General features: G+C 69.5%; 19 protein-coding genes and 2 other RNA genes. 16 read left to right on the forward strand and 5 right to left on the reverse strand.

Annotated elements, in window-relative coordinates; genetic code table 11:
- Positions 1-73: 73 nt before the first annotated feature.
- The 3 genes from thyX to IBL26_RS22670 all read right to left on the reverse strand — a co-directional run bounded on the left by thyX (position 74) and on the right by IBL26_RS22670 (position 2,761).
- On the reverse strand, positions 74-1,012 hold the full coding sequence (gene thyX, locus IBL26_RS22660) for an FAD-dependent thymidylate synthase (RefSeq protein WP_187786789.1): 939 nt from the start codon (positions 1,010-1,012) through the stop codon (positions 74-76).
- Between the two features lie 106 nt (positions 1,013-1,118).
- On the reverse strand, positions 1,119-1,925 hold the full coding sequence (locus tag IBL26_RS22665) for a class I SAM-dependent methyltransferase (protein ID WP_187786790.1): 807 nt from the start codon (positions 1,923-1,925) through the stop codon (positions 1,119-1,121).
- 305 nt (positions 1,926-2,230) lie between these two features.
- A complete protein-coding gene (locus IBL26_RS22670) occupies positions 2,231-2,761 on the reverse strand; it encodes a GNAT family N-acetyltransferase (protein WP_187786791.1) in 531 nt (176 codons plus the stop codon).
- 136 nt (positions 2,762-2,897) lie between these two features.
- On the opposite strand from IBL26_RS22670, the gene IBL26_RS22675 reads away from it, so the two are divergent.
- The 3 genes from IBL26_RS22675 (at position 2,898) to IBL26_RS22685 (ending at position 5,167) form a co-directional block, all read left to right on the forward strand.
- Positions 2,898-4,058: a M20 aminoacylase family protein gene (locus tag IBL26_RS22675; RefSeq protein ID WP_187786792.1), complete on the forward strand. Its 1,161-nt coding sequence runs from the start codon at positions 2,898-2,900 to the stop codon at positions 4,056-4,058.
- A gap of 148 nt (positions 4,059-4,206) precedes the next feature.
- Positions 4,207-4,537, forward strand: a transfer-messenger RNA (tmRNA) gene (ssrA, locus tag IBL26_RS22680).
- A gap of 69 nt (positions 4,538-4,606) precedes the next feature.
- Complete coding sequence (locus tag IBL26_RS22685; protein ID WP_187786793.1) at positions 4,607-5,167, forward strand: SspB family protein; 561 nt, start codon at positions 4,607-4,609, stop codon at positions 5,165-5,167.
- Positions 5,168-5,457: 290 nt separating this feature from the next.
- Here the strand turns inward: IBL26_RS22685 and IBL26_RS22690 are convergent, their stop codons facing one another.
- Positions 5,458-7,086, reverse strand: a complete 1,629-nt coding sequence (locus IBL26_RS22690; protein ID WP_187786794.1) for a helicase HerA-like domain-containing protein — start codon at positions 7,084-7,086, stop codon at positions 5,458-5,460.
- A gap of 386 nt (positions 7,087-7,472) precedes the next feature.
- Between IBL26_RS22690 and IBL26_RS22695 the strand changes: the two genes are divergently transcribed.
- The 7 genes from IBL26_RS22695 (at position 7,473) to IBL26_RS22725 (ending at position 12,577) form a co-directional block, all read left to right on the forward strand.
- Complete coding sequence (locus IBL26_RS22695; protein ID WP_187786805.1) at positions 7,473-9,116, forward strand: fumarate hydratase; 1,644 nt, start codon at positions 7,473-7,475, stop codon at positions 9,114-9,116.
- 93 nt (positions 9,117-9,209) lie between these two features.
- Positions 9,210-9,464 carry a DUF1272 domain-containing protein gene (locus IBL26_RS22700; protein WP_187786795.1) on the forward strand — a complete coding sequence of 85 codons (255 nt, stop codon included), beginning with the start codon at positions 9,210-9,212 and terminating at the stop codon, positions 9,462-9,464.
- 2 nt (positions 9,465-9,466) lie between these two features.
- The gene (locus IBL26_RS22705) at positions 9,467-9,868 is read left to right on the forward strand and encodes a RidA family protein (RefSeq protein WP_187786796.1); all 402 of its coding nucleotides are present in this window, start codon (positions 9,467-9,469) and stop codon (positions 9,866-9,868) included.
- Entirely contained in the window at positions 9,868-10,266 is a 399-nt protein-coding gene (locus IBL26_RS22710; protein ID WP_187786797.1) for a VOC family protein, read from the forward strand. Before IBL26_RS22705 ends, IBL26_RS22710 begins: the two co-directional genes overlap by 1 nt.
- Before the next feature lie 88 nt (positions 10,267-10,354).
- The gene (locus IBL26_RS22715; RefSeq protein ID WP_187786798.1) at positions 10,355-10,720 is read left to right on the forward strand and encodes a hypothetical protein; all 366 of its coding nucleotides are present in this window, start codon (positions 10,355-10,357) and stop codon (positions 10,718-10,720) included.
- A gap of 197 nt (positions 10,721-10,917) precedes the next feature.
- Positions 10,918-12,336, forward strand: a complete 1,419-nt coding sequence (locus IBL26_RS22720) for a class II fumarate hydratase (protein ID WP_187786799.1) — start codon at positions 10,918-10,920, stop codon at positions 12,334-12,336.
- A 7-nt stretch (positions 12,337-12,343) separates the two neighbouring features.
- A complete protein-coding gene (locus IBL26_RS22725) occupies positions 12,344-12,577 on the forward strand; it encodes a ribbon-helix-helix domain-containing protein (RefSeq protein ID WP_367615494.1) in 234 nt (77 codons plus the stop codon).
- 283 nt (positions 12,578-12,860) lie between these two features.
- Here IBL26_RS22725 and IBL26_RS22730 read toward each other — a convergent pair whose 3' ends face one another.
- Complete coding sequence (locus tag IBL26_RS22730; protein ID WP_187786800.1) at positions 12,861-15,740, reverse strand: AsmA family protein; 2,880 nt, start codon at positions 15,738-15,740, stop codon at positions 12,861-12,863.
- A gap of 593 nt (positions 15,741-16,333) precedes the next feature.
- Between IBL26_RS22730 and IBL26_RS22735 the strand changes: the two genes are divergently transcribed.
- From IBL26_RS22735 to ftsL, 6 genes are all read left to right on the forward strand, one after another.
- A complete protein-coding gene (locus IBL26_RS22735; protein WP_187786801.1) occupies positions 16,334-17,092 on the forward strand; it encodes a TerB family tellurite resistance protein in 759 nt (252 codons plus the stop codon).
- A complete protein-coding gene (locus tag IBL26_RS22740) occupies positions 17,089-17,832 on the forward strand; it encodes an N-acetylmuramoyl-L-alanine amidase (RefSeq protein WP_187786802.1) in 744 nt (247 codons plus the stop codon). The genes IBL26_RS22735 and IBL26_RS22740 overlap by 4 nt, the downstream gene beginning before the upstream one ends.
- 519 nt (positions 17,833-18,351) lie before the next feature.
- Positions 18,352-18,768: RNase P RNA component class A (gene rnpB / locus IBL26_RS22745), an RNA gene on the forward strand.
- 283 nt (positions 18,769-19,051) lie between these two features.
- Complete coding sequence (mraZ, locus tag IBL26_RS22750; RefSeq protein ID WP_187786803.1) at positions 19,052-19,534, forward strand: division/cell wall cluster transcriptional repressor MraZ; 483 nt, start codon at positions 19,052-19,054, stop codon at positions 19,532-19,534.
- Entirely contained in the window at positions 19,531-20,478 is a 948-nt protein-coding gene (rsmH, locus tag IBL26_RS22755) for a 16S rRNA (cytosine(1402)-N(4))-methyltransferase RsmH (RefSeq protein ID WP_187786804.1), read from the forward strand. The genes mraZ and rsmH overlap by 4 nt, the downstream gene beginning before the upstream one ends.
- A partial coding sequence (gene ftsL, locus IBL26_RS22760; RefSeq protein WP_456316418.1) for a cell division protein FtsL occupies positions 20,463-20,912 on the forward strand: 450 nt, incomplete at its 3' end. The genes rsmH and ftsL, both read left to right, overlap by 16 nt.

Below are 20,912 nucleotides of genomic sequence, written 5' to 3' on the forward strand. Positions count from 1 at the left end.
TGGCGGCCCTGGCCGGGCGCGCACCGGCCGGCGCACCAGTGGGCGGGCGCGGGGGCGGCGCCGCGGCCAGGGTTCAGCCCTCCCGGCCCAGCACGGCCATCAGCTCCCGCCACTCGCGCTTGGAGAGGCCGCTGCCGGGCTGCTCCACCGCCTCCCCCGCCAGCAGGCGGCGGGTGACGACCAGCATCTGGGAGGACAGGGTGGCGGCGCCCAGGCGGTAGTCGCGGAAGGCCTCCGCCACCGCCGGCACCCAGGCTTCCAGTACCTGCAGCATCGCATCCGCATAGACGCGGATCTCGTACTGGGCATGGGCGTCGGCACGCAGGCGCAGGAAGTGCAGCAGGTTGTGGAGGTCGGTCTTCCAGTACCACTGGGTGTAGGTGTTCAGCGTCAGGTTCATCCGCGCCAGTTCCCGCGCCAGGCCCTGGCGGGCCGGGTCGCGCGGGGCGCCGGATTCGTCCTCGTTCAGCATTTCTTCGTAGTGGTCGTAGGTCTGGTTGGCGTCCGCGCGCAGCAGGCCCAGCACGCGGGCGGCGTCCTCGCCTTCCAGCACGTCGCCACGGCCCTGGCGGTTGCTGGCCGACTGTGCCGCCAGCTGCTCCGGCGCCGGGATGTAGAATTCCCGGTCCATCACGGAGTAGCGGGCCGAATACTCGTTCACGTTGGCGGTGCGGTGGCGGATCCACTGCCGCGCCACGAAGATCGGCAGCTTTACGTGGAACTTGATCTCGCACATCTCGAACGGCGTCGAGTGCCAGTGCCGCATCAAGTAGCGGATGAGGTTGCGGTCCTCGCTGACCGCGCGGGTGCCCCGGCCGTAGGAGACGCGCGCCGCCTGCACCACCGCCGAGTCGTCGCCCATGTAGTCGATGACGCGGACGAAGCCGTGGTCCAGCACCGGCAGGGGGTCGAACAGCATGGCTTCCAGCGCCGGCACGGTGGGGCGGCGGGTCTCGGCGCGCGCGGCCTTCGCGTCCGCCAGTTCCTGCTGCTGCGCCTCGGTCAGTTCCATGCTCGCCCCCAACGTCATCGGGGGGGTGGATACAGGCTGCGGGGCGGGGCGTGAAGAACCTCTGTCGCGGGTCTGGGCGGCGCGGCGGCGATCGGCCCCCGCACCCTTATCGGATGGCTGTCAGGACATGCGCCTGGAGCTTGCCGCGAATGGCGCCGTCGCCGAAGCGCGCCGCCACCGCCGCCGCGGCGGCCTCCGTGGCCTCCGCCAGCCGGGTCGCGTCCCGCGCCTCGATCTCGTGCCGCAGGGGCGTGCCCTGGCATTTGCCGATGGCGACGAAGCGGGCATCCGGGGCGGTGCTGGTGCGCTCGACGGTTTCCACGGCCACCGAGGCGAAGCCGGCTGCCTTCAGCTCCGCCACCAGCGGCCGGGTGTCGTGCAGGGCGTGGGGGATGCGGGAAGTGAAGGTCGGCGGGTCCTCCGGGAACAGCCTTGCCACGGCATTGACCATCACGTCGGCGAACTCGTTCTGCTCGATCCGGTCCCAGACGCTGAGGAGGTAGCGGCCGCCTGGCCGCAGGACGCGCCGCGCCTCGGCGAAGGCCCGTGGGCGATCGGAGAAGAACATGGCGCCGAACTGGCACAGCACGGCGTCGAACCCGCCATCGGGGAATGGCAGGTCCTGGGCATCCGCCTGCCGCCAGGACACGCGCCGGGAGGACAAGCGGCGGGCGGCTTCGTCCAGCATCGGCTGGTTCAGGTCCGTCGCCTCGATGGTGACCTCCGCCGGCAGGGCCGCCGCCATGGCGCGCGTCAGGACGCCGGTGCCGGCGGCGGTCTCCAGCACACGGCCGAGCGGCACGCCGTGCAGCCGGGCCGCCATCTCCTGCGCATAGGTCTCGAACTGCACCGGGACCAGGTACTCTTCGTACAAGGCCGGGATGGAGCCACGGAAAACCCGGTCGCTGTCCATGCTTGCCGCCTTCCACGCGCCAGACCTTGGGCGCCAGACCTTGGGCGCCAGACCTTGGGCGCCAGACCGCCTTGGGCCCCAGACCGCCTTGGGCCATTGTATCGTGTGGGGGCTGGCAAAGCACGCTATCCGTTGCGAGTAAGAAACTATGGTCCGGCCGTCACCCCGCCGGCGCAGTCACAGTGCCCCGGGCGCCAGCTTGGCTTCCCAGCGCTCGAATCGCTTGGGGTCGGCGGCAGGCAGGCAGCGAGGCGGGTTGGTGCGTCCCCGCCTCAGATCCCGCAGGCGGAGGAGCCGGGCAGCCTCTACTCCGCGGCGGCCAGGGGCCAGGCATCCGGCGTGTGGCCGAGCCAGTGGACGATGTGGATGTCGTCGATCAGCCGCCCCTCGACGAACAGCGAGGATGCCTCCACCCCATAGGTCTCGAAGCCGAGCGATGCGTAGAGCGCCTGTGCCACAGGGTTATCGGAGACGACGGTCGCCTGCAGCATCAGCACACGCGGTTTCGCGTGCTCCAGCACCTGGCTGACCAGCGCCCGGCCCAGGCCACGGCTGCGCGTGCCCGGGCGGACATAGACGGCCCAGAGCAGGCCCTCATGCGCAATCTTCTCGCCCTTCCGCACGGAAAAAGCGGCGGTGCCGATCAGCTCACCCTCCACGAAGGCACCGAACACGGCATCCGGCCCAGCGCCGAGGCGGTTGGCATAGATGGCTACCTCGTCCCGCTCGGCCTCGGCATAGCTCTGGGTGAAGGCGCCGGGGTAGCCTTCCAGGGCCTCCAGGCGGATGGCCTTGAAGGCGGCGGCGTCTTCCGGGGTCAGTCTGCGGACAGTCATGGGCGCGAATCCAGCTCGGGCAAATTGCGCCGCATGCATGAAGCGCTAGCGCGTATCCCACAATCCACTGCCTTGCCGCGCTGCTGTCCTGGTGTTTGCATGCCGGTGCACGCGACACAGCCAGGAGTCCCGCCCCATGTCCGTCATTGACCATATCCGCCGCTACCAGGACGAACTGACGGCCATCCGCCACGACTTCCACATCCACCCCGAGCTGGGGCTGGAGGAGCACCGCACCGCCGGGATCGTCGCTTCGATGCTGGAATCCTGGGGGATCGAGGTGCATCGCGGCGTCGGTAAGACCGGCGTGGTCGGCGTGCTGCGCTCCGGCCAGGGCAACCGCGCCGTCGGGCTGCGGGCGGACATGGACGCCCTGCCGATGACCGAGAAGACTGGCCTGCCCTATGCCAGCCAGACGCCGGGCAAGATGCATGCCTGCGGCCATGACGGCCACACCACCATGCTGCTGGGCGCCGCCAAGTACCTGGCGGAGACGAAGAATTTCGACGGCACCGTCCATTTCATCTTCCAGCCAGGCGAGGAAGGCTGCGGCGGTGCCCTGGCGATGCTGGAGGACGGGTTGTTCGACCGCTTCCCCTGCGATGCCATCTTCGGCATGCATAACCGCCCCGGCATGCCGGTGGGCGAGTACGGCATCCGCCCCGGCGCCACGGCGGCGGGCGGTGCCTTCTTCGACATCACCATCCACGGCAAGGGCGCCCATGGCGCGCGTCCGGAGGTGAGCCACGACCCGGTGATCGCCGCCTGCCAGATCGGCACCGCCATCCAGACCATCACTGCCCGCAACCTCTCGCCCTTCGACCCGGCGGTGATCAGCGTCACCAAGATCCAGGGCGGCGATGCGTTCAACGTCATCCCCGATACCGCCACCCTCTCCGGCACCGCGCGCTTCTTCTCGCGCGAGGTGGCGACGCAGATCGAGGAAGGGCTGAAGCGGGTGGCGGAGGGCGTCGCCGCCGGCCTGGGCTGCACGGCGGAGCTGGATTTCCGCCTGATCTTCGCCCCCACCATCAACGACGCGGAGCTGACCACCGCCTACGCCGATGCGGCCGCCGAACTGGTGGGCGACGCCAACGTGGCCCGGAACAAGGAGCCGGGCATGGGATCGGAAGACTTCTCCTTCATGATGGAGAAGGTGCCGGGCGCCTACATCCATGTCGGCAACGGGCCGGGCGCCACGCCGCACAACCCGGCCTACAACTTCAACGACGAGACGACGCCTTATGGCGCGGCGCTGTATGCGCGGATCGTCGAGACGTCCCTGCGCAAGGGCTGAAGCGCGGGGGGGGTGGCGTCTCGAGGGGCGCTGCCCCTCTCGCGCTCTCCCCGCCAAAGGCATGGGGCCTCCGGGAACCCATTTGTTGGGTGGGAGACCGCAGGTCAGCGTGCGTTAAAAGGGGCGGCGTGACGGAAAGCGCGCGCGGCCCCTCGATTTCCGTGCGCCGATCGCCTATATCGGCTCTGCCTACCTTCGGGTGGCTATGGTGATAAACGGTACGTGGAATAAGCATTTCGGACCCGGGGGCAGTGCCCGGCGTCTCCACCAATCTAGCCCGCCAGGGATCGTATGGCGGCCGATGGGGACGAAACAGCTTCGACGTATGCGGTAAAGACGTATCTTTTGCCCGGCATTGTACCGCCGTTATCGGGCTATTTCACAAGTGCCAACGATAATGGTCGCGAGACCATGGCGCTCGCTGCCTAACCATAGGTAAGCGCTGCCCGGGGGGAGCAGGGCAACAGAATCCCCCCACTTCCTTTGCGATCATGCCTTTTCGCTACCCGGTGCCGTCCCTATTCTGCATCGACTCAGGGTGACTTGTGATGACGAATGACGCGAAGCCGGTAGAGAGCCTCCTCCCCTACGAGCGTTGGACCGAGGACGCGATGCGCGAGGTCGCGTTGCGGGCGCTGGAGCATGTGGGCGAACACGGCCTGCCCGGCGAGCACCATTTCTACCTGACCTTCCGCACCGACGCCCCCGGGGTTTCCATCCCCGGCCACTTGAAGGCGCGTTACCCGGAAGAGATGACCATCGTCATCCAGCACCAGTTCTGGGACCTGAAGGTGGACCGGCCCAAGGGGATGGTCTCGATCGGCCTGTCCTTCGGCGGCGTGCCGGCCAAGCTGATGATCCCCATCGCCAGCATGACCGCGTTCTGGGACCCGCATGTGCGCATCGGCCTGCGGTTCGGCCCGCCGGAAGAAGACGAGACGCAGGACAACGCCGACAGCGTCATCCAGCCCGCCGCCTTCCCGGTGCGGGAAGCCGAGCAGACCGACAACCCAGAGCCCGACGCCGCCGAGGATACTGAGGCCGTCGCCGAGGCCCCGGCCCAGGTGGTCAGCCTGGACGCTTTCCGCCGCCGCCCGGCGCGGGACTGACACCCAGCCATAGAGCAAGACGCGTTCACGCATCAGGCTCCATGCCGTTGTTTGATAGCGTGATTCAGGCTTTCGGTGATTCCATCTCAAGCCATCACGCTCTAACGGCACGCACGAAGCGCTGAGGCCGGGGAGGACACTCCCCGGCCTTTTCTTGTCAGGATGCCGTAACGCAGCCCTGGAATCTTGCCCCACGCCCGCTCGCCCGATGCGCACCTTTGGTCCTCCAGCCGCACCCGGACTCGAAGAAAAAAGATGGGGTCCGGGGAATTCCTTCCCCGGCCTCCCCCTCACCGCTTGAGGATCGACCCCAGGATCCCCCGCACCAGCGCCCGCCCGACCGAGCCGCCGATCTGCGAGCCCATGCCGCGCGCGACGGACTTGGCCAGGGCCTCGGCCGGGCTCTGCCGGCGGCCGCCGCCATTGCCCATCAGAATATCCGTCAGGATGCTGCCGCTGCCCTGCTGTGGCTGCGGCGCCGGCTGCCGGCTGGCGCGGGAGGAACGGCGTTGCGGCTGCGGCGGTGGTTCCGCCATGCCGCCATTCCGCCCCCAGGGGTCGCTCGGGCGCGTCGGCGCCGGCGCGGCATCGGGCTGTCCCCAGGGCGAGCGGGGGCGCGGGTCCTCCACCACGGTGCCGGCCCGCTGTTGCAGCATCTCGTAGGCGGATGCACGGTCCTGCAGCGTATCGTAGCGGCCCTTCAGCGGGCTGGCGGCGAGCGTCGCGGCGCGCTCCTGCTCCGTCACCGTGCCCATACGGGATTGCGGCGGGCGGATCTTCGTCCGGTCCACCACGCTGGGGACGCCGCCTTCCTGCAGGGTGGAGACCAGGGCCTCGCCCACTTCCAGCTGGGTGATGGCGGTCTCGGTATTGAAGGCGGGGTTGGCGCGGAAGGTCTCGGCGGCGGCGCGGACGGCGCGCTGGTCGGCCGGGGTGAAGGCGCGCAGCGCGTGCTGCACCCGGTTGCCCAGTTGCCCCAGCACCGCCTGCGGCACGTCCAGCGGGTTCTGCGTGACGAAATAGACGCCGACGCCCTTGGAGCGGATCAGCCGCACCACCTGCTCCACCTTCTCCAGCAGCGCCTTGGGGGCATCCTTGAACAGCAGGTGCCCCTCGTCGAAGAAAAAGACCAGCTTGGGCTTCTCCAGGTCGCCCACCTCCGGCAGTTCCTCGAACAGTTCGGACAGCATCCAGAGCAGGAAGGTGGCGTAGAGGCGCGGGCTCTGCACCAGCTGGTCGGCGGCCAGGACGTTCACGGCGCCGTGGCCATCCGGGGTCAACAGCATCAGATCGGTCAGTTCCAGCGCCGGCTCGCCGAAGAAATGCTCGGCGCCTTGCTGTTCCAGCACCAGCAGGCGGCGCTGAATGGTGCCGATGGTGGCTTTGCTGATGTTGCCGTAATGGGCGGACAGCTCCGAAGCCCGCTCCGCCACGTGGGCCAGGATGGCGCGCAGGTCCTTGAAGTCCAGCAGCAGCAGGCCTTCGTCGTCGGCCAGGGCGAAGGCGATGTTCAGCACGCCTTCCTGCGTGTCGTTCAGCTCCAGCAGGCGGGACAGCAGTAGCGGCCCCATTTCGGAGACGGTGGCGCGGATCGGGTGGCCGGAGCGGCCGAAGACGTCCCAGAACACCACGGGGGCGCCTTCATAGGCGAAATCCTCCACCCCGGTGCCGGCGGCGCGCTTCTCCACCTTGGGGTTGGGGGCGCCGGGCTGGCTGATGCCGGCCAGGTCGCCCTTGATGTCGGCGCAGAACACTGGCACCCCGGCGCGGGAGAAGGCTTCCGCCATCACCTGCAGGGTGATGGTCTTGCCGGTGCCAGTGGCGCCGGCCACCAGCCCGTGGCGGTTGGCCAGCTTCAGCGCCAGCCATTGCGGCGTCGCGCCCGCCCCCAGCAGGATCGCATCCGGTCGTGTCGCCATGGGCGGTTCTCCTCTGCCGGTGGGCGTGACCGCTGAGGCAGGATCGCCGGGAGCGGAACGCCGTGGGCGCCTCAGCCTGGCCCGCGCGCCTGCGGCCACGCTGCATGCGTGAGCAAGGCGCATCTCCGGGCCGGTTGTCCAGCCCCGGCTGCGGCGGCCGGGGGTGCAGGCCCCGCCTTTGGGTTGGCTTGCCGGCCGCGCTGCGCTACCTCCGCCCTCTAGCGACGCTGCCCTGCCAGGCGGCGCCGGGACTCTTCCGAACTTTCTCCCCTGCCGGAGCGCGCCCGATGACCCCTGCCCTCGACACCCCTGCCGCCGCCAGCGCGGCGGCCAACCAGGCCGCGGCGCCGCTGGCCGATACGCCGATCCAGGACACCGATGCCGGCATGCCGGTCTCCCAGCGCCCGGAGAGCTTCCGCTACTCCCCGATGCTGCCGCTGGGCGAGGACAAGACGGCCTGGCGCAAGCTGGATATCGAGGGCGTCCGCACCGTGCAGGTGGAGGGCAAGACCGTCCTGAAAGTGTCGCCCAAGGCGCTGGAGGAACTGGCGTTCACCGCGTGCCGCGAGGTCAGCCATTACCTCCGCCCCGGGCACCTGGAGCAACTGGCCAAGATTCTGAAGGACCCGGAGGCGAGCGCCAACGACCGCTTCGTGGCGCTGGACCTGCTGAAGAACGCCTCCATCTCCGCCGGCGGCGTGCTGCCGATGTGCCAGGACACCGGCACCGCCATCGTCTTCGGCAAGAAGGGCCAGCGCGTCTGGGTCGAGGGCGATGAGGAGGAGGCGCTGAGCTACGGCGTCCACCGCACCTATACCGAGACCAACCTGCGCTACTCGCAGATGGCGCCGCTGACGGTGTTCGACGAGGTGAACACCGGGAACAACCTGCCGGTGCAGTTCGACATCTATGCCAACCCGGGCGACTACCATGCGGACGAGTTCCACATGATGTTCGTGCTGAAGGGCGGCGGATCGGCCAACAAGACCTTCCTGTTCCAGCAGACCCGCGCGGTGCTGAACAAGCCGAAGCTGCTGGCCTTCCTTGAAGACAAGATCAAGTCGCTGGGCACCAGCGCCTGCCCGCCCTACCACCTGGCCATCGTCATCGGCGGCACCTCGGCTGAGACGACGCTGAAGACGGTGAAGCTGGCCTCCACCCGCTACCTGGACGGCCTGCCGACCCAGGGCAGCAAGGCCGGCCACGGCATCCGCGACCCGGAGCTGGAGGCCGAGATCCACAAGCTGACGCAGAATATCGGCATCGGCGCCCAATTCGGCGGCAAGTATTTCTGCCACGACGTGCGCGTGGTGCGTCTGCCGCGCCATGGCGCCAGCCTGCCCATCGGCATCGGCGTCTCCTGCTCCGCCGACCGGCAGGTGAAGACCAAGATCACCCCGGAAGGCGTGTTCATCGAGGAACTGGAGCACGACCCGGCCCGCTTCCTGCCCGAGACGACGGACGAGATCCTGGGCGGCGAGGTCGTCAATATCGACCTGAACCAGCCGATGGAGCAGATCCGCGCCACGCTGAGCCAGCACCCGGTGAAGACCCGCGTCTCCCTGACCGGCACCATCGTGGTGGCGCGCGACATCGCCCACGCCAAGCTGCAGGAGCGGCTGGACCGTGGCGAGGGCCTGCCGCAGTACTTGAAGGACCACCCGGTCTACTACGCCGGGCCGGCCAAGACGCCGGAAGGCATGCCGACCGGTTCCTTCGGCCCCACCACCGCCGGGCGGATGGACAGCTACGTCGCCGCCTTCCAGGCGGCCGGGGGCTCCCTGGTCATGCTGGCCAAGGGCAACCGCTCCAAGGCCGTGACCAACGCCTGCAAGCAGTATGGCGGCTTCTACCTCGGCTCCGTCGGCGGCCCGGCCGCCCGGCTGGCGCAGGACTGCATCAAGAAGGTCGAGGTGCTGGAGTATCCGGAACTCGGCATGGAAGCGGTCTGGCGCATCGAGGTGCAGGACTTCCCGGCCTTCATCGTGGTGGACGACAAGGGCAACGACTTCTACGACGGGCTGGAGTAAAGCCGAGACGCAGCCGGGCCGGATTCGTCCGGCCCGGCTGCCCGTTCCCCCGCCGCCGGTGCCCCGGCGGCAAATCCTGTCGCGGAGATGCGGATGCTGGAGTTGCGGCCCAATTGCGAGTGCTGTGACCGGGACCTGCCGCCCGAATCCCGGCTGGCGCTGATCTGTTCCTTCGAGTGCACCTTCTGCCAGGACTGCGCCGCCGAGCGCCTCGGCGGCCATTGCCCGAATTGCGGCGGGGAATTGCTGGCGCGCCCCATCCGGCCCGCCGGCAAGCTGGCGGCCTTCCCTGCCGCCACCGCGCGGCACTTGCGCGCCCAGCCCTGCCCCGCGGGCCCGGAGGCATGATCATGACCCGCCGCCTGATCAGTTCCGGCAGCCGCTTCGAGGCGGAAATCGGCTATTCCCGCGCCGTGGTGGATGGGGACTATGTCTTCGTCTCCGGCACCACGGGCTACGACTACGCCACCATGACGATCGCGGACGACGTCGTGGCGCAATGCGAGCAGACCTTCCGCAACATCGACGCCGCCCTGAAGCAGGCCGGCGCGACGATGGACGACGTGGTGCGCGCGACCTTCATCCTGCCCGACCGCGACGACTGGGAGGCCTGCTGGCCCATCACCCGAAAGTGGTTCGGCCAGGCGCGGCCGGCCGCCACCATGATGCAGGCCGGCCTGCAGACGGATGCGATGAAGATTGAGATTCAGGTGACGGCCCGCCTCTCGCGGCGCCCGGGGGACATTGTCTGATGCGTTTTTCCGTCGATCGGCTGGACCACCTGGTCATCACCGTGCGGGACGTCGAGATCTCCGCCTCCTGGTACCAGCGCGTGCTGGGGATGGAGCGGGAAGCCTTCGGCGAGAAGCTGCGCACCGCGCTGCGCTTCGGCGGCCAGAAGATCAATCTGCGCCCGGCGGCCTCGGACCAGGTGGATTGGTCCAGCAGCCGGAATGCCGAGATCGGCACGATGGATTTGTGCTTCATCGTCGCCGTGGGGCCTGACGACATCGTGACGCACCTGCAGGAATGCGGCGTGACAATCGAGGACGGGCCGGCACCGAAGGTCGGCGCCCTGGGGCCCATCACCTCCGTCTATTGCCGCGACCCGGATGGCAACCTGATCGAGGTCTCGACTTACAGCCGGTAATATTCCTCACCACGATCTTACCCCCCGATTGCCACAATCCTGCGCGGATCGGCGCTATATTAGTGACGATCGAGCCCAGGAGGGTGTCATGAAGAAATCCATTCGTGCCTTGGCCTTGGCCACCGTGACCGGCATGGCCCTTGTGGCCGCCGCACCGGCCGCCGAGGCGCAGGGCTGGCATCGCCACCGCGGCCCCGGCCCGGGCGCGGTTGTCGCCGGCATCGTGGGTGGCCTGGCCGTGGGTGCGTTGGTGGCGGGTGCCGCGCAATCCGCGCCGCCGCCGCCGCCGGCCTATTATTACGCACCGCCACCGCCGCCCGTGGCCTATTACGAGGCCCCGCGGGTCTACGAGGCGCCTCCGGTGGCCTACTATGCGCCGCCCCCGCCGGTCTATTACGCGCCGGCACCGCGCTACGTACCGGCGCCGCGCTATTACGAGCGCCCCTACTGGTAAGCGCCTTGCGCCCCTGACCTGTCGAAACCCCCGAGGGAACTTCCCCGGGGGTTTTGCATTTCCGACCTCGACGCCGCTTCCCATATCGGCGAAGACCAAGGCGCTGAGGCCGCACCCCTTGCTGCCCGCCGAAGGCGTCGTCTGCCGGCCCATCTGCATGGTGCCGGCGCCACCCGTATCGGGGAGATGCACTTCCGATGACCAGACAGACCCGTACCGAGACCGACAGCCTCGGGACCATTGAGATCGAGGCAGGCCGCTACTGGGGCCCGCAGACCGAGCGTGCCCGGCTGCTGTTCCGCATCGGTACGGAACGCTTCCCCCGCGTGCTGATCCGCGCCGTCGGGCTGCAGAAGCAGGCGGCCGCCGGGGCCAATAAGGCGCTGGGCGAACTGCCCGCCGAGATCGCCGACCCGATCGCCGCCGCCGCCGCCGAGATTGCCGACGGGCAGCGCGATGCCGATTTCCCCCTGCCCGTCTGGCAGACCGGCAGCGGCACCCAGACCAACATGAACGCCAACGAGGTCATCTCGAACCGCGCCAACGAGATGCTCGGCTCGCCGCTGGGCAGCCGCAAGCCGGTGCATCCGAACGACCACGTCAATCGCGGCCAGTCCTCCAACGACAGTTTCCCGACCGTGATGCACATCGCCGCCGCCGAGGCGGTGACGCGCACGCTGGTACCGGCGCTGAAGGTGCTGCATGCCTCGCTGACCCGCCAGGCAGAGGAATGGAACGGCGTGGTAAAGGTCGGCCGCACGCACCTGATGGACGCGGTGCCGGTGACTCTGGGGCAGGAATTCCATGCCTGGGCCAGCCAGATCGGCCACGGCATCGACCGCGTGCAGGCCACCCTGCCCCGCCTGCTGAAGCTGCCCCAGGGCGGCACCGCCACCGGCAGCGGACTGAACACCCATGCGAAGTTCGACAGCGCCTTCTGCGAGCGCATCAGCGCCCTGACCGGGCTGGACTTCACCCCCAACCCCGACAAGTTCGAGGGCATGGGCGCGCATGACGCGTTCGTCGAGCTGCATGGGGCGCTGAACGTCCTGGCCGTATCCTGCAACAAGATCGCCAACGATGTGCGCCTGCTGGGCAGCGGCCCGCGCAGCGGCTTCGCCGAACTGTTCATCCCGGCGGATGGCCTGTCCTCCTCCATCATGCCGGGCAAGACCAACCCGACGCAGTCGGAGGCGCTGACGATGGTCTGCGCCCAGGTGATGGGCAACCAGACCACCGTGACCGTCGCCGGCGCGCAGGGTCACCTGGAGCTGAACGTCTTCAAGCCGGTGATCATCCAGGCGGTGCTGCAATCGGTGCAGTTGCTGGCCGATGCCAGCGAGTCCTTCGCCCACAACATGGTGGACAAGCTGGAGCCGAACCTGCCGCGCATCGCCGAGAACCTGGCGAAGTCCCTGATGCTGGTGACGGTGCTGAACCCGCGCATCGGCTACGACAAGGCCGTCGCCATCGGCAAGAAGGCGCTGAAGGAAAACCTGACGCTGCGCGATGCGGCGGACCAGCTCGGCTACGTCTCGCCCGCCGATTTCGACGCCTGGGTGAAGCCGGAGGAGATGGTCACCCCCGGCGCCACCCTGCCGGGCGGCGGCGGCTGACCCTGGCGTGACGGGCGTGCATCTGGAGAAGCGCTCCTTCTCGCTGGCCGGGCACCGGACCAGCGTGGCGCTGGAGCCCGCCTTCTGGCACGCCCTGGAACAGCTTGCAGCCGCACAGGGCATCACCCTGGTGCGGCTGCTGCAGACCGTGGACGAAGCGCGACTGGAAACCGATGTGCCGCTGACCAGTGCCCTGCGGGTGTACGCGCTGGAGACGGCCACGGCGACGCGAGGGGAATAGCGGCTTGCGGGCTCGGGAGAGACAAGGGGTCCGGGGAAGGAATTCCCCGGACCCCTTCTTTTACCTGTCGAGTTTTCCGCGCAGGGCTGCTGATGCGTCGCGCCTGAGTGACGGCTGGGTGCGCCGGAAGTCCTGGACCTGCGGCGACTAAGGGCTCAGCCCGCGCAGCCCATTATTAAAATCAAGAAGCGTCCAGCTCTCAGTCCCGAAGCGCTTCGCCAGACTCGCAGAAAAAAATAAGGGCCCGGGGAACTCTTTCCCCGGCCTTCCCCACCCCCAAGTCTTACGGCTGTTCCGCCCGCCACCGCAGCCAATCCGCCAGGTCCGGCACCCGGCGGGGCTGGGAAAGCGGGCCAGTCATGGTCAGGCCCAACGGCGGGCCGTTCACCAATGGGACGGAGAGCGAGAGGTTGACGCCGCCATGGGCCAGGTCCGCGTCGCCACGCAGGGTGGCGGCGGCCTGTTCGCCGATGGAGAGGGTGCCGTCCTCCACCACCATGCGCCCGGCGGCGATGCGCAGGCGGGCTTCCAGCCGCTCGAACCCCGTGGCGCCATCCAGCAGGGCCTTGCGCAACGCGGCTTCGGCAGCGGTGATGGTCGGGGCCTCGGTAGCGCGCAGGGCACCGCCGAGGTCGGTGCCGGTCAGCACGCCGCCCTGCACCACCAACTGCGCGCTGCCTTCCAGCCCTGCCACCATCGCTTCGGGGCTGTGACCGGTGGTGCGCAGGTCCATCTCGCCTTCCACCTGCCCGGCGCTGAGGTCGATCGGCAGGCCTGTCAGCGCGCTGTGCAGGCCGACACCGCCAAGCTTGAACTGGGCCGACAGGGCCGGCGGCGTAGCGGTGGAATCCAGCCGGATGCCGCCTTCGACGCGGCCCCCGTTGACGCGTGCTTGCAGGCCATCCAGCCCAAGGATGCCACCGTTCAGGCGCAGCGTGGCGCTGGCCTGTTCCGGCACCGGACCACGCGGCGGCAGCACGCGGGTGGCGGCCAGGACGATATCGGCATCCAGCCAGCTCAGGGGCGCGAGGTTCAGCGGCGTGCCGGGGCTGGCAGGGCCGGGCAGCGGCAGGGCCTCGGCATTGATGCGCCCGGTCAGGCGCGGGCGGGCGGCACGGGCGGTGGCCAGCGCCAGCTGCCCGCCCAGCCGGGTTTCCCCGGCCACCAGGTCGAAGCTCTCCAGCTGGCCAGAAGTGGGCGTCAGGGCGACGTTGGAGATCAGGGAGAGCGAACCATCGCCGATCCAGGCCGGTGCCGGCAGGCCAGTGGCTTCCGCCATCAGCCGGGCGGCACCGGGGTGGCGCAGGGTCAGGTTGCCGGCGTAGCGCGGTGACAGGGTATCCAGCGTGCCATTGGCCTCCATGCGGGCCTCGCCCATGTCCAGGCCGCCACGCAGGGCCAGGGCATTCAACGGGCCGCTGGCGGAAAGGCGCAGCGCCAGGGGCTGGCCGGCCAGCGGCGCGGTTTCCTCCCAGTTGCCGGGCAGCAGGGCCAGCAACGGCTTGCCGACCGGCGCGGCGATATCCAGTGCGCCATCGGTCAGACGGGCCGGGGTGTTGGCGGCGGTGCCGGGCGCCAGCTGGCCACTGAGGGCGATATCGGCCCCTGCCACCTTGCCGGCGACCCGCCGGGCTGTCAGCCGCCCGGCCTCCAGAGCACCGTCGAGCGAGAGTTTCTCCACCATCACGCCACGCCAGCTGGCACGCTCGGCGGCCAGGCGCAGATTGGCGTCGAAGCCACCGGGGCGCAGCACCAGGGCCAGGGGGTCGCTGCCGCGTGGCAGCCAGCCGTCGAGGTCCAGCCGGTCGAAGGTCAGGCCGAGGCCGAGCGCCGGGCGAGTGCCGAAGCGTAGCAGCCCGGCGCCGGAGACGCGGGCGCCATCCAGCGTCGCGACGAATTCAGGGATGCTGGCCTGGCTTTCCTCCAGTACCAGCCGCATCCGGCCCTCGCCCTGGCGCAGCAGCGTGGGCTCGGTGGCGCTGAGGTCCAGCCCCAGCGCCATCAGCGTGCTGCGCAGCGCGGTGCCGCGGAAGCGGATGGCGCCTTCCAGCCGCCCATTGGCGCCGAGCCGGCCGGTGGTGGCGCCGGAGAGCTCCACCTCGGTATCCCCGGGCAGGACGGCACTGACGTCGGAGAGGGTAAGCCTGTCACCCTCCAGCAGCGCCGCGCCGCGCAGCCGGCGCAGGGTCTGGCCACGGAAGCTGGCGGCCTCCGCCGAGAGGTCCAGGCCGAAGGGCAAGGCAGGGCGGCCGGCGCTGCGCAAGGCGGCGATCCAGGGGTCGAGCGCCACCCGGCCGGTGATGAGCGCGACATCCAGCCGTGGCTGCGGCGCCAGCCGCAGGGTGGTGACGCCGCGCACCGGGCTGCCGGCGATGTCCATCATCAGGTCGCTGGCGGTCAGCAGGTCGGCGGCGGCGCTGATATGGCCGCGCAGGCGGAAGCTGCCGGCCGGGCCGGGCACCAGGGCCGAGAGGTCGCTGCCGCCACCTTGCAGCGTACCCTCGAACCCCCCTTCCGGCAGCAGCACGCCGCTGGTGGAGAGGGAGGCATTGGCGGCGGAGACCGTCAGGTCCATCGGCGCCGCGTCGTCCCAGCCCGGGCGGCCGAGCGTGGTCTGGAAGGTGGCGTCCTGGTTGCGCCAGCGGAAGCGGCCGTCGATCTTCAGGGCGTCGGTGGCGGCGCCGGCGGCCAGCTCGGCCGTCACCCGCTCCAGCGCCACGCTGCCGATGACGATGCGCGAATCCTCGATGCGGCCACGCAGCTCGGTCAGCCATGGCGGCGGGCGGAAGGGCTGGCCGGAGGTGGGTGGCCACGGGAGTTGGATCTCGGCGCCGACCAGCACCACCTCGCGCGGTTCCAGCCGGAAGCGCAGCAGGGCGCCGAGGTCGAGCCGCAGCCGCAGCGCCCGCGCCTGGATGGACAGGCCGTTGCCGGGCCCGCCGATGGTGACGCCGCCGGCTTCCAGCATCGGCTGCGGCAGCAAGGCCAGCTCCACCGGGCCGGTGAGCTTCACCGGCTGGCCGAGCCGGGCCGCGGCCAGGATGGCCAGGCGGTCCCGGTGCTCGTTCCAGTCGGTCAGATGCGGGCCGAACCACAGCGCGGCGACCAGCACCAATGGCAAGGTGGCCAGCAGGCCATAGGCGATGCGGCGAGGCCAGGGCATCAGCGGGACAGATCCCCCCGTCTGGCGCGCACGGATTTCGGTGCGGGCTGCGGAGGGATGCAGGGGATGGCCAGGACAGCGCCTGGGAACGCCCGGCCGCGTTCAGGAAGGGTGGCGGGACGGGCCTGAGAGGAGCGCGTGGCGATGCTGGTGAAGGCGGTGCCCCGCTTGGTCCCACACGGCCAAACGCCCACGCCTTCCGCCTCCACGGCCTCGTCCATCGGTCCCAGCACTCTCAACAACTCCGTTCGGGGTGTGGCGCCCGGCGGCGCGGCTTGCAACCCGTTTCGCGGAAGGGGGCTTTAGAGACGGTTTCAAAACTCCGCCGGGCCGGTCGCGTCGCTCCTGCCCGCGCCAACATCGCCGGTGGCACCGCCGTGTGTCTGTGCGAACGCATGGCCGCGCTTTCGGCCGGCAGGCTGCCGGGACAGGCGGCGCGGGGGATGGTCGCCCGGCGTGCGCCGCGTGATGGTGGCCGGCTGGGCCATGACGGGCACGCACGGATTCCCGCCTTGCGGCACAAGCCGGCATGGCAGCGTGCGTTGCGGCATGGTAGGGGTCCAGGGATTGATACGTCGAGGAGCAAGCCGGCCTTGAGCCTTTGGGGCAAGATCATCGGTGGCGTGGCGGGCTTCGCGATGGGCGGGCCGTTTGGCGCCGTCATGGGCGCGGCCATGGGCCATGCGGCGGATGAAGGTACCACCCGCGCGCCGGATATCGACCCGCGCCCGGAACTGGCCGCCCGGCTGCACAACAAGGACCAGTTGTTCTCCATCGGCGTCATCGTGCTCTCCGCCAAGCTGGCCAAGAGCGACGGGCCGGTGAAGCGCATCGAGATCGACGCCTTCAAGCGCGTCTTCCGCATCCCGGACGAGAACATGCGCGACGTCGGCGTGTTGTTCGACCGCGCGCGGGAAGAAACCGGCGGCTACGAGCCCTTCGCCACCCGCATGGGCCTGGTCTTCGCCGATACGCCGCAGATGCTGGAGGAGGTGCTGACCGCCCTGCACCACATCGCCCGCGCCGATGGCCCGCTGACGCGTGGGGAGGCCATCTTCCTGGCCAAGGTCCGCACCGCCTTCCGGCTGGACGAAGCGGCCGGGGAGCGAGCCAGCACCGGCCAGGCCCGCGCGGTGGAGCCGATCGGGGTGGACCCCTATTCCGTACTCGGCGTGCCCCAGGGTGCGTCGGACGAGGAGGTGCGGCAGGCCTGGCGGGCCCTGATGCGTGAGCATCACCCGGACAGCCTCGCCTCGCGCGGCGTGTCCGAGGACCTGTTGCAGGGCGCGCATCGGCGCGTGGCGGAGATCAACGCCGCGTGGGACCGCATCAAACGGGCGCGCAACCTGTGATCCGCGACCGCTGGAGCCCGAATCACGACGAGCGTCCGGCCGGCACGCCGATCGATACGCTGATCCTGCATTATACCGGCATGCAGACGGCCAAGGCCGCGCTGGACCGGCTGTGCGACCTGGAGCCACCCGCGCCCCTGCCCCGCGTCTCCTGCCACTATCTGGTGGAGGAGGACGGCATGGTCTGGCGGCTGGTGCCGGAGGAGCGCCGCGCCTGGCATGCCGGCAAATCCTTCTGGCGCGGGCATGAGCTGCTGAACGCCCGCAGCATCGGGATCGAGATCGTCAACCCTGGCCACGAATGGGGCTACCGGCCCTTCCCGGCGCTGCAGATGGCCGCGGTGGCGGATCTGTGCCTGGAGATCCTGGGCCGCCACCCGATTCCCGCCCGCAACGTGGTCGGCCACAGCGACGTGGCGCCGGACCGCAAGCAGGACCCGGGCGAGTTGTTCGACTGGGAGGGACTCGCCGCCAACGGCATCGGCCTGTGGCCGGCGGGGGTGGATGGCGATGGCCGGGACCGGCCGGAGGGCGGGCTGGCGCGGGCGGCAGCCCTGCTGGCGCGCATCGGCTACCCGGTGGACCCGGCCCAGCCGCGCGTGGCCCTGGTGGCCTTCCAGCGCCACTGGCGCCAGGAGTCGGTAGATGGGGAGGCCGATTCGGGCACCCTGGCCCGGCTGGAAGCCGTGGCGCGGCTGGTGGAAGCCGGGGCGGCGGCGCCAGAGAGCCTCGCGGGCTAGGAGACTGTTTCAAAAGTCTGCTGGCTGAGGGCACGGTCGGAGTTTTTCGCGCCAGCACGGAGGTGGCACAGGCCCCAATGCAAGGGACATTGAGCCAAGCCGCCGACAAAGCTGGTGCGGACAAGACCGCAGCGCCCGCCCCGGCAGGCTTTTGAAACAGTCTCTAGGGGCATGGTGTTGGCCGGTATGGCCAAGCCGAATCGCGTCGGCAGACTTGTCAGGGCGCTCACCAGTAGTGTCGCTGCAACGGGCGGGACGACGGGACCGCACGCATCGCGATGTTGCCAGGTGCAGCCCTGACATGAGCGAATCCACCGGCAGCTTGGCCGCCGCAAGCGTAAGCCAGACCGGTCGGGAAACAGCGAATCCGTCAGGCCAGACCTCGCGAATACCGAAGCTGCAGGTCAGGCCACGGAGAATCCGACGGCGTCTGAAATCTCCCTCTCCCAGCCTTTCTTTCTCCTGCTGAAGTGGCAGGCCGTTGACTTCGGTGGCTTTGCAGCGCAGTTGACCGCCGCGTCAGACGGCCGGGCGGCCGCTGGCATGGGAGCGATCCCGTGCTGGAGGAAAGTCCGGGCTCCACGGAAATACGGTGCCGGTCAACGACCGGCGGGGGCGACCCCAGGGACAGTGCCACAGAAAACAAACCTCCCGCACGGCCTCGGCCCTGCGGGAAAGGGTGAAACGGTGCGGTAAGAGCGCACCGCGCCCCTGGCGACAGGGGCGGCAGGGTAAACCCCACCGGGAGCAAGGCCGAATAGGGGAAACCGGCGGGATGGCCCGAAAGGGTACCGACCGCAGGGGCATTTCCGCCCCGTTTCCCGGGTTGGCCGCGAGAGGCTCGGCGTAAGTCGAGTCCCAGAGGAATGGTCGCCTCGTTCCATGGATTCGCGTCCATGGGGCGGACAGAACCCGGCTTACAGGCCGTCTGACGCTCACCGATACGTTTTGAAGCATTTATTAGGATTCCCTTGAAGCCGTTGCTTCAAGGGATTGATTTTTCATGCTTTCATGTTCTGTACCGGTCCCGCTTATCGCTTGATGACCGGGAGTAACCCATGATATCCCATGTCATCCCATGAACGATCCGAGTGCTCGGGGGGGCCAAGGATCAGTGCAGGGGATGGTCGGGTGAGCCGGTGAGGTCGGGGGACCTCGCCGGCCGCTTCCCGATCTTGATGGTGCCGAAAGGCATGCCGCAAAGGGGGATGAGCGGCGAATGGCCCGGTTTATGGGGACGCACACCAATCGGTTGGATCGGAAGGGGCGCACGTCCGTGCCGGCCCCCTTTCGCGCCGAGTTGGCGCGTCTCGGGACCGAGGAGATCGTCCTTCGCCCGTCCCACCGCGCACCGTGCCTGGAGGCCTGGCCCATGCCGGCCTTCGAGGCGATGGCCGGTGGCCTCGACCAGTTCGACGTATTCTCAGACGCGCAGGACGACATGGCAGCGGCTCTCTTCGCCGACGCCTATCCCATGCGCCCCGATGGCGAGGGCCGCATCCTGCTTCCTGAAGAACTCATCACGCATGCCGGGCTGGGGGAGACGCTCTCCTTCGTCGGCCTGGGCCGCATTTTCCAGATCTGGGAGCCCGCGGCGGCCAAGCGCCATACCGAGGAAGCCAGGGCCCGGGCCAAGGAACGCGGCCTGACCATGCGCGCCACATCTTCTGCCCTTCCCACGAATCCAGGGGGTGCGGCATGAGCGGTCATATCCCTGTGATGTTGGCGGAAGTCTTGCAAACGTTGGCGCCCCGCGATGGCGGCACCTACCTGGATGGCACGTTTGGCGGCGGCGGTTACGCCAGCGCCATCCTGTCCTCCGCCGATTGCACCCTGCATGCGATCGACCGTGACCCGGACGCCATCGCGCGCGGTGCTGCCGTCGCCGCGCGCTTCCCCGGCCGGCTGCACCTGGTGCAGGGCCGCTTCGGCGACATGCTGGAGCTGATGGAGGAACAGGGCGCCGGCCTGCTGGATGGCATCGTGCTCGACCTCGGCATCTCCTCCTTCCAGATCGACCAGGCGGAGCGCGGCTTCAGCTTCCGCTTTGACGGGCCGCTGGACATGCGGATGGAGAAGTCCGGTCCCTCCGCCGCCGACCTGGTGAACCGCCTGCCGGAAGCCGAGCTGGCCGACATCCTGTGGCAGCTGGGCGAGGAGCGGCATTCTCGCCGCATCGCCCGCACCATCGTCGCCGCGCGGGCCGAGGCGCCGATCGAGACCACCTCCCAGTTGGTGCGCATCATCCATTCCTGCATGCCGCGCGACCCGTCCGGCCAGGACAGCGCCACCCGCTCCTTCCAGGCGCTGCGCCTGAAGGTGAATGACGAGCTGGGCGAGGTCGAGCGCGGCCTGGCCGCCGCCGTGAAGCTGCTGGCGCCCGGCGGGCGGCTGGTGGTGGTGGCCTTCCACTCGCTGGAAGACCGGCTGGTGAAGCGCTTCATGCAACAGGTCACGGGGCGTGCGCCGGGGGTTTCCCGGCACATCCCGGTCTCGCTGGAACGGCAGGCCAAGCCGCCGTTCCGGCTGGTGACGTCCAACGCCCAAAAACCAGGCGAAGCCGAGACATCGGCCAATCCACGTGCACGTTCCGCCCGGCTGCGGGCCCTCGAGAAGCTGGAGGAGGCAACATGTTCCGCCCCCTGACCGTCATTGCCATCACTGCCTTCTGCGTCGTGGGCTGGAACGTCTACCGGGCCGAGGACTCCGCCCGTCAGCTTGACCGCGAGGCCCGAGAGCTGACGCGCAAGATCGATCAGGCCCGCGAACGCACCCAGGTGCTGCGGGCAGAGTGGGCCCTGCTGAACGAGCCGGAGCGGCTGCGCCAGGTGGCGCAGAAGCACCTGCCGCTGGAGACGATGACGCCGACGCAGTTCGTTCGCCTGCAGGAGCTGGACCGCCGCATGCCGGTGGCCGTGGCTTTCGCCGGGCCGGTCAGCTTGTTCGGCCCGGTGCCGGGGCAGCAGCCGACGGCGCTGGCCGCCAACTCGCCCAACGCCGCGAATGCCGCCGCGGCGCCGGCCGCCCTGGCCGCCGCCATCGCCGCCCGCGCCAATGCCGCCGCCGCCAATACCGCGCAC

The organism is Teichococcus aerophilus, assembly GCF_014490485.1.
Classification (GTDB): domain Bacteria; phylum Pseudomonadota; class Alphaproteobacteria; order Acetobacterales; family Acetobacteraceae; genus Pseudoroseomonas; species Pseudoroseomonas aerophila.